The 7,395-nt window shown below is 68.8% G+C and carries 8 protein-coding genes; 2 read left to right on the forward strand and 6 right to left on the reverse strand.

All coding sequences use genetic code 11. The features are described 5' to 3' along the window. Nucleotides 1-17: 17 nt before the first annotated feature. Genes nadC through nadA form a run of 3 tightly spaced genes read right to left on the reverse strand, consistent with a single transcriptional unit; the run spans nt 18 to nt 3,480 of the window. On the reverse strand, nt 18-875 hold the full coding sequence (gene nadC / locus A5698_RS05875) for a carboxylating nicotinate-nucleotide diphosphorylase (RefSeq protein ID WP_068294379.1): 858 nt from the start codon (nt 873-875) through the stop codon (nt 18-20). Continuing rightward, on the reverse strand, nt 875-2,440 hold the full coding sequence (locus A5698_RS05880) for an L-aspartate oxidase (protein WP_068294356.1): 1,566 nt from the start codon (nt 2,438-2,440) through the stop codon (nt 875-877). The genes nadC and A5698_RS05880 overlap by 1 nt, the downstream gene beginning before the upstream one ends. Beyond that, nucleotides 2,437-3,480: a quinolinate synthase NadA gene (nadA, locus tag A5698_RS05885; RefSeq protein WP_068294359.1), complete on the reverse strand. Its 1,044-nt coding sequence runs from the start codon at nt 3,478-3,480 to the stop codon at nt 2,437-2,439. The genes A5698_RS05880 and nadA overlap by 4 nt, the downstream gene beginning before the upstream one ends. Before the next feature lie 47 nt (nt 3,481-3,527). Between nadA and A5698_RS05890 the strand changes: the two genes are divergently transcribed. Continuing rightward, on the forward strand, nt 3,528-4,241 hold the full coding sequence (locus A5698_RS05890) for an NUDIX hydrolase (protein ID WP_068294363.1): 714 nt from the start codon (nt 3,528-3,530) through the stop codon (nt 4,239-4,241). Between the two features lie 42 nt (nt 4,242-4,283). Continuing rightward, the gene (locus A5698_RS05895) at nt 4,284-5,621 is read left to right on the forward strand and encodes a lipase family protein (protein WP_068294366.1); all 1,338 of its coding nucleotides are present in this window, start codon (nt 4,284-4,286) and stop codon (nt 5,619-5,621) included. On the opposite strand, the gene A5698_RS05900 is transcribed toward A5698_RS05895, so the two are convergent. Genes A5698_RS05900 through bioB form a run of 3 tightly spaced genes read right to left on the reverse strand, consistent with a single transcriptional unit; the run spans nt 5,578 to nt 7,393 of the window. Then, the gene (locus tag A5698_RS05900; RefSeq protein ID WP_068294369.1) at nt 5,578-6,231 is read right to left on the reverse strand and encodes a DUF2567 domain-containing protein; all 654 of its coding nucleotides are present in this window, start codon (nt 6,229-6,231) and stop codon (nt 5,578-5,580) included. The genes A5698_RS05895 and A5698_RS05900 overlap by 44 nt on opposite strands. After that, on the reverse strand, nt 6,228-6,419 hold the full coding sequence (bsaP, locus tag A5698_RS05905) for a biotin synthase auxiliary protein BsaP (protein ID WP_064395549.1): 192 nt from the start codon (nt 6,417-6,419) through the stop codon (nt 6,228-6,230). Before bsaP ends, A5698_RS05900 begins: the two co-directional genes overlap by 4 nt. A 23-nt stretch (nt 6,420-6,442) precedes the next feature. Then, complete coding sequence (bioB, locus tag A5698_RS05910) at nt 6,443-7,393, reverse strand: biotin synthase BioB (RefSeq protein ID WP_068294371.1); 951 nt, start codon at nt 7,391-7,393, stop codon at nt 6,443-6,445. Nucleotides 7,394-7,395 lie beyond the last annotated feature (2 nt).

The following is a 7,395-nucleotide window of genomic DNA, read 5'->3' on the forward strand; positions in this document are numbered from 1 at the left end:
CGATGCTATCGGCCGATCTAGACATCGAGTCCGATATCGAGCACCCGCAGCGAGTGCGTCAGCGCCCCGACCGCCAGATAGTCGACGCCGGTGCCCGCATATTCCGCGGCACTCTCCAGCGAGAGCCCGCCGGACGACTCCAGTTTCGTTGCAGGCGAGCGAGAGTCGCGGCGCTGCACCGCGATCTGTGTCTGCCAAACCGGGAAGTTGTCGAGCAGCACGAGTTCGACGTTCTCGGCCAACACCTCGTCGAGCTGCTCGAGCGAGTCGACCTCGACTTCGCATTCGAGTTCGGGCGCGGCCGTGCGCACGGCCCGCAGCGCCGCCACCACCGATCCGGCGGCCGCGACATGGTTGTCCTTGATCAGCGCCGCGTCGCCGAGGCCCATCCGGTGGTTGACGCCGCCACCGACGCGCACGGCGTACTTCTGCAGTGCACGCAAGCCCGGCAACGTCTTTCGCGTGTCGCGGATCTTGGCGCCCGTTCCGGAGACCGCATCGACCCATGCCGCCGTCGCGGTGGCGATCCCCGACAGGTGACAGACCAGGTTCAGCGTGGTGCGTTCGGCGGTCAGCAGTCCCTGCGTCGGCGCCTCGACGGTGAGCACGACACCGCCCGGTTCGAGCCGGGCGCCGTCCTCGACGCGGTGCTTGACCAGATAGTTGTCGGCGCCGATCACCTCGTCGAAGGCCAGCAGCGCGATGTCCACACCCGCGATCACACCGGGCTCGCGGACCACCATCGATGCCGTCGTTCTGGCATCCGTGGGCACCGTCGCCAGCGTGGTGACGTCCGGGCCGTAACGAAGGTCCTCTTCGAGGGCGCGGGCGATCACCCTGCGAGCCTCGGTGAGCTCGTCGGCGGTCAGCTCCATCAGCAGCACACCCCCGCCGGGAGCAGGGAGCGCGCCTGTACCGGGTCGGTGTCCGGGTAGTCGCGGCGATGGTGGCACCCGCGAGACTCGGTACGGGTCAACGCTGCCGCCGCGACGGCCGCCGCGGCGGTGGTCAGCGCCGAGTCCTCGAAATCGGCGCGCGACGCGATGATCCGTGTCGGCGCGGTATCAAGTTCCTTGGCCAGGACGCACAAACCGTCGGCATCGCGGACCACGCCGGCGTTTTTCGTCATCGCCCGCTGCAGGTCGGCCCGCGGCAGTGCCCGCCGTACGACGGGCTCGGGCGGCAGCGCCGTCACGGGCCCGCTGACCAAAGCGTGTGCGGCGGCGACGTTTCCGGCCCGGCTTCCGATCACGAGGCCCTCGAGCAGGCTGTTCGACGCCAATCGGTTGGCGCCGTGCATGCCCGTGCGTGCAACCTCGCCTGCGGCGAACAGTCCCTCGAGTTCGGTGCGTCCGTACACATCGGTGACCACGCCGCCACAGCTGTAATGGGCGCCGGGCAGCACGGGGATGGCCTCGAGCGTCGGGTCGATACCGGCCGCCCGACAGGCCGCGGTCACCGTCGGGAATCTCTTCTCGAAGTTGTCGATTCGCCGGGCGTCGAGGAACACGCACGGCGCACCCGTCTGCTCCATGCGGGTGTTGATCGCACCGGCCACGACATCGCGCGGTGCCAGGTCACCCATCGGGTGCACGCCTTCGGTGACGGACCGACCCTCGGAGTCAACGAGTTTCGCCCCCTCGCCGCGGACGGCCTCGGTGATCAGCGGACGCCTGCCCGCAGTGTGCCCATCGAAGAGCATGGTGGGGTGAAACTGGATGAACTCGATGTCGCTGATCGGGACTCCGGCCCAACTAGCCAGCGCGACACCATCTCCCGTCGATCCTTCGGGGTTCGTCGTCGCCGAGTAGAGATGGCCCAATCCCCCGGTCGCGAGGATCACCGACGGCGCGTGCACCACCCCCGGACCGTCGTCGTTGAGCACCAGCACGCCGGTGACCGCACCCGCGTCTTGCAGGATCTCGACCGCGACGTGGTTGTGGCGGATGTCGAGTGTGGCGGCCGCGCCGTTGAGGGCTCGCTGCACCTCGGCGCCCGTCGCATCGCCGCCGGCATGGATGATCCGGCGCCACGAATGGCCACCCTCGCGGGTCAGCGACCACGTCCCCCGTGACGACTCGTCGAACCGCGCGCCGTGGTCGACCAGTTCCGCCACCGCGCGGTATCCGTCGGTCACGATCGAGCGCACGGCGTCGGGGTCGCAGAGTCCCGCGCCCGCGGTGAGCGTGTCGGCGATGTGCGACTCGATCGAGTCGCCGTCCTCACGCAGCGCGTCGGGCAGTACGACCGCGATACCACCCTGGGCGTAGAAGGTTGCCGTGTCACCGGTCTTGCTGAGCACCATGACTTTTCGGCCACGGCGGTGTGCGGCCAGCGCCGCCACCAGCCCGGCCACGCCGGTGCCGATGACGACGACGTCGGCGCGCTGCTGCCAGTGACCGGCCCACCTGCCGGCACCGCAGGCCGCCGGGCGGGTCATTCTCCGCCGCCGGGCTGGCCGATTTCGATCATGCGTTGCACGCTGGCCCGCGCCAACCGGGCGGTTTCGGGATCCACGTGCACCTCGTCCTTGCCCTCCACCAGGCAGCGCAGCAGCGCGGCGGGGGTGATCATCTTCATGAACTTGCAGGAGGCGCGGTCGTTGACCGCCATGAAGTCGACTCCCGGTGCGGCGCGGCGCAACTGGTGCAGCATCCCGACCTCGGTCGCGACCAGCACCTGGCGGGCGCCGGTCTCGCGCGCGGCATCGAGCATCCCGCCGGTGGACAGGATCTTGACCCGCTCCTCCGGGAATGCGCCCTCCCCCGCGAGATACAAAGCTGATGTCGCGCAACCACATTCGGGGTGCACGAACAGCTCGGCATCGGGGTGCGTGCGGGCCTGATCGGCGAGCTCGTCGCCGTTGATCCCGGCGTGCACGTGGCATTCACCCGCCCACACGTGCAGGTTCTCGCGACCGGTCACGCGCCGGACGTGTGCGCCGAGAAACTGGTCCGGGCAGAACAGCACCTCACGGTCCTCGGGAATCGATGCCACCACCTCGACCGCGTTCGACGACGTGCAGCAGATGTCGGTCTCGGCCTTCACCGCTGCGGTGGTGTTGACGTAGGACACCACGACCGCGCCGGGATGTTCGGCCTTCCACACGCGCAGTTCGTCGGCGGTGATGGAGTCGGCGAGCGAACAACCCGCCCGCTGGTCCGGGATGAGCACCGTCTTGTCCGGCGCCAGGATCTTGGCGGTCTCGGCCATGAAGTGCACGCCGCAGAACACGATGGTGTTCTCACTGACATCGGCGGCGATCCGCGACAGCGCCAGGGAATCACCGACGTGATCAGCGACGTCCTGGATCGCGGGCAGCTGATAGTTATGCGCCAGCAGTGTCGCGCCCCGTAGATCGGCGAGGCGACGAACCTCGGCGGCCCATTCCTGGTCGCCCTCGACCCCGGAGAAGCCGGTGGGGCCGTCGACGATGCGGCTCGAGAGGTCGTCTGCGGGCATACGGTCCAGAACCGTCATGGCCGCCTCCTTCGTCCAAATCGGGTTTTCGACTTACAATCGAAAACATGGCACATATTAGCACCGCGCACGAGGTGCTCGCCGCCGTGTTCCAGGTTCGGGAGGTCCGAGAAGACACCGGGGGGCCCACCGACCGGAAACCAGCACTTCACGTGCTGTTGTGGCAGCGGGCACTCGATCCGCAGCGCGGCAGATGGTCGCTTCCCGGCGGCCGACTCGGCGACGACGAGGACATGACCAGCTCTGTTCGCCGTCAACTCGCCGAGAAGGTCGACCTGCGTGAGCTTGCCCACCTCGAGCAACTCGCCGTTTTTTCCGACCCACACCGGGTTCCCGGCGACCGGACCATCGCGTCGACGTTCCTCGGCCTGGTGCCCTCCCCTGCGACGCCGGAACTGCCCCCGGACACCCGGTGGCATCCGGTGAGCGACCTACCGCTTATGGCGTTCGACCACGGCACGATGGTGGAACACGCCCGCACCCGCCTGGTCGCCAAACTGTCCTACACGAACATCGGATTCGCCTTGGCTCCAACCGAATTCGCGCTGTCTGCGCTGCGGGACATCTACAGCGCCGCGCTCGGTCACCACGTCGACGCCACCAATCTGCAACGTGTGCTCGAACGTCGCAACGTCATCACCCGCACGGGCACCACGGCGCGGTCGGGTCGCAGCGGCGGCAGGCCTGCGGCGTTGTATCGCTTCACCGAAGCGCGTTACCGGGTGACCGACGAATTCGCCGCCCTGCGCCCGCCTGGGTGAGTCGACTGGATTCTTAAGGCTTCCTTAAGTAACAATGGCGAAATGTCTCTGGGCAACGCCGCGCCAGCCTCAGGTGCCGAGTGGATCGGGCACGTACCTCACGAAGACCTGTCGCGCGGCGCCCGTCCGCTGCTTCCGGCCGACGATCCGTTCTACGAACCGCCGAGCGGTTTCCAGCACGCCGAGCCCGGCACCGTGCTGCGCAGTCGCGACGTTGAACTGGCCTTTTTCGGTCTGATCCCGCAGAAATTCACCGCAACGCAGCTGCTGTACCGCACCACCGACATGAACGGTGAACCGGAGGCCACCGTGACCACGGTGATCGTGCCGGCCGAACGGGCGAACCGCAGCGTCGTGCCGGTGATCTCCTACCAGTGCGCGATCGACGCCGTGTCCTCGCGCTGCTTCCCGTCGTACGCGCTGCGCCGCAAGGCGGTGGCCACCGGCGCCCTGGCCCAGCTGGAGTTCCTGCTGATCGCCGCGGCCCTCGCCGAGGGGTGGGCGGTCTCGGTGCCCGACCACGAGGGCGCCCACGGCATCTGGGGCACGCCGTACGAGCCCGGATACCGCATCCTCGACGGCCTGCGCGCCGCGGTGAACAGCGAGCGCCTCGGGCTGAGCGAATCGGCTCCCATCGGCCTCTGGGGCTACTCGGGCGGCGGGCTGGCGTCGGCCTGGGCGGCCGAGGTGCACGGCCAGTACGCGCCTGAGCTCAACATTGTCGGCGCGGTGCTCGGCTCCCCCGTCGGGGACCTCGGCCACGCCTACCGGCGGCTGAACGGCAGCCTGTACTCCGGGCTCCCGGCGATGGTGGTCGCGGCGCTGAGCCACGTCTATCCGGACCTCGACCGGGTCATCCAGGAACACGCCACCGAAACCGGCAAGGCGATGTTGCTGCGTATCCAGGACATGACCACCGCGCAGGCCGTGTTGCGGTTCGCGGGCATGGACATGGGCAAGCTGGTCGACCGGCCGCTCAACGAGATCCTGGACCTGCCCGAGGTCAAGCACGTCTTCGACAGCATCAAACTGGGCACCGCGGTGCCCACGCCGCCGGTGCTGATCGTGCAGGCCGTGCACGACCGGATCGTCGCGGTCGACGACATCGACGAGCTCACGGAGACCTACCGCAGCGGCGGCGCCTCGGTGACCTACCACCGGGACATGTTCAGCGAGCACATGTTGCTTCACCCGATGTCGGCGCCGATGGCGCTGCGCTGGCTGATCGACCGGTTCGACGGCAAGCCGCTCTCGGAGCACCTGGTGCGCACGACCTGGCCGACGCTGCTGAACCCGATGACCTACGTCGGCATGACGCGGCTGGTTCGTATCGCGGTCAAGGTGATGACGGGCCGGCGGGTGGAACGCTCTCCGCTGTAACCGCCGGGGCGGCCGGCGGAACGAATGCCGGCACCTCGACCGGCGGCCATGCGCCGAGATCGTCGCGCGCGGTCGACACGGCGGCCAGCGAGTACACGAGCGCCGCGACGGCTGCCGGAAACAGGACCGTCAGCACCGCCTGTATCGGCGAGTGCCCGAAGAACACCGGCGGCGCCTCGGTGACGTAGTGCACGCGGTGTTCGGGCGTCACCGGCGCGGCGGCGACGTCGATGGTCCCGTACCGCAGATGCACGAGCAGCGCTCCCACACCGGAGGCCACGCCCGCCGCGAGCATGCATCCGGTCACCAGCGCGGCCGTCATCGCCGGGCCGCGGTGCACCCGCCACTGCCATACCGCCGTCGCCGCGACGACCGCCACCACGCAGAGCATGCCGACGAGCAGGAACGCCGCGACAAAGAAGTGGTCACCCTCGTTGCCCAGATGGGCGCGGACACGGTCACCGTCACGCGCCAGCGCGACGACGCCGTGGATCGGCGGCGCCAGCCACGCCCACAGTGCGCCGGTCAGTGCGCCGACCGCCGCCAGCGACACCACCACCGTCAGCGTCGCGCGGATACGCGAGATCCTCGGCGCGGCAGTGTCATTCATCGCTGTTCCAGATCTTTCGAATCGGTCAGCCCGTGTCGCGAGCATTTCGCCGACCAGCCGTCGGGGCGCACCTGGACGATCATCCGCCGACCGCACTCGGCGCAGAATCGGGGCGGCTCCAGGCCGAGCTGGGCCGCGGTCGGCACCGCGGTGCCGTCGGGCTCACCCGTGTAGACGTTGAACGCCATACCCGTACGTTCTACCGGCCGCCTCAGAGGCTGGCATTGAGCGCCTTGATCGGCATCTGCAGATCCTCGAGCAGTTCGAGGTCCGACTCGGCCGGCCGGCCCAGCGTGGTCAGGTAGTTGCCGACGATGACGGCGTTGATGCCGCCGAGGATGCCCTTCTTGGCGCCCAGGTCGCCGAGGGTGATCTCGCGGCCACCCGCGAAGCGCAGCATGGTGCGCGGCAGCGCCAGGCGGAACGCCGCGACCGCACGCAGCGCATCGGCGGCGGGCAGCACCTCGAGGTCCCCGAACGGGGTGCCCGGTCGCGGGTTGAGGAAGTTCAGCGGCACCTCGTGCGGGTCGAGCTCGGCCAGGTTGGCGGCGAACTCCGCACGCTGCTCGAGGGATTCGCCCATGCCGAGGATTCCGCCGCAGCACACCTCCATGCCCGCCTCGCGGACCATCTGCAGGGTGTCCCAGCGCTCCTCCCACGAGTGCGTGGTGACGACGTTGGTGAAGAACGACCGTGCCGTCTCCAAATTGTGGTTGTAGCGGTGCACGCCCATCTCGGACAGCTGGTCGACCTGCTCCTTGGTCAACATGCCCAGCGAGCACGCGATCTGGATGTCGACCTCGTTGCGGATCGCCTCGATGCCGGCGGCGACCTGCGCCAGCAGCCGCTCGTCGGGTCCGCGCACGGCGGCGACGATGCAGAACTCCGTCGCACCGGTTTTCGCGGTCTGCTTGGCCGCCTCCACCAGGCTCGGGACATCGAGCCACGCGCTGCGTACGGGCGACGCGAAAAGCCCTGACTGCGAACAGAAGTGGCAATCCTCGGGGCAGCCGCCGGTCTTGAGGCTGATGATGCCCTCGACCTCGACGTCGGGACCGCACCAGGCCATCCGCACCTCGTGCGCCAACGCGAGCAGGTGCTCGAGCGCGGCGAAGGCCTGAACCAGGACCAGACGCTGCAGGTGCTGCAGCTGCCGGATGATCG

It is taken from the genome of Mycobacterium sp. E136 (assembly GCF_001666865.1).
Lineage (GTDB): Bacteria > Actinomycetota > Actinomycetes > Mycobacteriales > Mycobacteriaceae > Mycobacterium.